Raw genomic sequence first — 2,518 nt, 5'->3', positions numbered from 1 at the left:
AGATGTGTATAAGAGACAGGGCGGTGCCCGTCCGCTCGTGCCCGCTGGTGCGCTCGTCCGCTCGTGCACGCTGGCTCCCTGTCCCGGGCGTGCTCGCGCCTCGTTGGGCGAGCGGGCGAAATGCCGCACTTCGTCCCCGCCGTGTCCCGGGCATTCCGCCCGCTCGGCCGCGCTCCCGATCTCCGCCGGGGTCGCTCGCGCCCCGCGCTCGGGTCGTTACGCGAGCGGGCGAAATGTCCGGCGTGCTACGGAGATCGGCGTGGTATTTCGCCCGCTCGTGGCGTGGGTGTTGGCATGGGCATGGGCATGGGCATGGGCATGGGCGTGGGCACGGGCATGGGCGCGGGTGCCGGCGTGGGCGTGATTGCGGGGATCAGCGTCGGCCTCGGCGCCCGGCATCGTCGAGCGGGCGGAATGCCTGATGAGACAGGACGAAGGGCCGGGGTGTTTCGCCCGCTCGTGGTCGGCGGAGCGGGGCCGACAACGAAGAACGCCCCGACTCCGTGCGGAGTCGGGGCGTTCTTCTCGGGTTCGGGGAGTGCCGCTCGGTGCCCTCAGTCGGGCGTTGAGTCAGAGGTGGCTCAGGCCGCCTGGAGGACGAACTGGACGTCGAGGTTGATCGTGACGTCGTTGCCGAGCGTGAAGCCACCAGCCTCGAGCGCCGCGTTCCAGTTCACACCGAACTCGGTGCGGTCGATCTTCGTGGTCGCCTCGGCACCGAACTTGACCTGGCCGTAGCCGTCCGTGGTGAAGCCGCCCAGCTCGGCCTTGAGGACGACCGGCTTGGTGACGCCGCGCAGGGTCAGGTCGCCCGCGATGTGCAGGTCGTCGCCCTTCGCCTCGATGCTCGTCGAGCGGAAGGTCAGCTGCGGGTGCTCCTCGGTGAGGAAGAAGTCGCTCGTCTTGAGGTGCTGGTCGCGCTGCTCCTGGCCGGTGTTGATCGACGCGACGTCGATGTTGGCCTCGACGGTCGACTCGAGCGGGTTCTCGGCGGTGACGACGGTGGCGTCGAACGTCTCGAACTTGCCCTTGACCTTGCTGATGGCGAGGTGGCGGACCGAGAACGTGACCTCGGAGTGGGTCGGGTCGATCTTCCAGGTGCCGGTCTTGTAGCCGGGAACGGTGTCAGCGGTGAGCGTCATGGTGGTCCTTCTTCCGAACGAGAGTCTGCGGTGCGACGCGTTCCATGCGCCTGCATCGAGTTGATACTACGACAGTGTGCACCGTTTTGGTTGAAGCGTCAACCATTGTTCACCCAAGTGTCGCAAACCGCGTGTCGTGGGCTCCTCTGGCGCCGACCTCGAGCAGCCGACGGATGCGGTCCACGAAACGGTCGACGCCGTGCGCGACATCGTCTGCTGTTGCTCTGACGAGCCACCAGTCGACGTCCTTGAGGTGTTCCCCGCGCGTCAGGTCCTTCCGGAAGGTGGCTGGATCGGTGCGGTGCAGATCGCTCTCGTACTCGATCGCGACCCTGGCCTCGGGGTAGGCGAGGTCCACACATGCGATCCACTGCCCGTCGACGACGACATCGTGGTTGAGTGCCGGTTCCGGGAGTCCGCGGCGGACGAGTGCCAGCCGTGTCCGGGTCTCTCCGGGAGACCGAGATCCCCTCCGGATCTCGTCGAGCGCGATGCGGAGCTTCACGATCCCGCGGATGCCCCGTCGTCGTCGGACGGCCTGGACGAGTTCGTCGAGCGTCGCCCAGCCGAGCCACCCCACGAGCGCATCGCCCGCGACGATGAGTTCGTCGAGCGTCAGCATCGAGCCCAGTGCGACGAACGTGTCGGCCGGAGCGGTCAGTGGCACTCCTCGTGCGATCGTCGCGCGGACTGACCCGTACCGGGCTCGGTGGCCGACCGTGCCGCGGACCCGGAGCGCTTGGTCGGTCCCGATCGTCGTGACGTGCAACCGCTGATCGCGTTCGAGACGACGGGGGAGCGGGACGCCGATGATCGCTGCCGCAGTGACGTGACTGAAGACCTGATCGGGGCGGAGTCGAGGAGCGAGCGCCCTTGCGCGTTCATCCACGGATTCCCGTGGGAACGCTGATCGGATGCCGTGGAACGGGCGGACGAGATCTCGAGCGTCGAGTCGGCCACGCGAAACGCCTCTGTGCAGCGCATCCCGTACCCGGAACGAAGCGTCGCGGAGTGCCATCGGGAGTCGGCGTCTTGCGGTCATCTCCACAGCGTGACGGCGAACCGACCCCGAGGACGGGAGTCGGGCCTCCTCTGTGGACGACTTGCCCGCCCTCGCCCATGTGGAGGGACAGTTGCCCCCGCGAGCGGGCGAAACACCGTGCCGGCTGCCGACCGCACCGCGGTGTTTCGCCCGCTCGCGGGGGTGGAGGCGATCGCAGGGAGCGCGGAAGTCGCAGCCCGGGGTCATCCAGGCGAGCGGGCGAAATGTGTGGGTCGGCTGGCAAGAGCACCGTGGCATTTCGCCCGCTCGCCTGGATGACCCCGGGCTGCGACTTCCGCGCTCCCTGCGATCGCCTCCACCCCCGCGAGCGGGC

At 68.4% G+C, this 2,518-nt stretch carries 2 protein-coding genes; both read right to left on the bottom strand.

All coding sequences use genetic code 11. From position 1 onward, the window contains the following. Positions 1-581 precede the first annotated feature (581 nt). Positions 582-1,142 (bottom strand): YceI family protein, encoded by a 561-nt coding sequence (locus DEJ04_RS18120; RefSeq protein ID WP_027464630.1) that lies wholly within the window; start codon positions 1,140-1,142, stop codon positions 582-584. 109 nt (positions 1,143-1,251) lie between these two features. Beyond that, on the bottom strand, positions 1,252-2,031 hold the full coding sequence (locus tag DEJ04_RS18115; protein ID WP_146248768.1) for a hypothetical protein: 780 nt from the start codon (positions 2,029-2,031) through the stop codon (positions 1,252-1,254). Between the last annotated feature and the right edge of the window lie 487 nt (positions 2,032-2,518).

It is taken from the genome of Curtobacterium sp. MCLR17_044, assembly GCF_003234435.1.
Taxonomy (GTDB): Bacteria; Actinomycetota; Actinomycetes; order Actinomycetales; family Microbacteriaceae; genus Curtobacterium; species Curtobacterium flaccumfaciens.
Note: the sequence above shows the minus strand (reverse complement) of the source record. Positions and strands in the feature narration are given on the sequence as shown.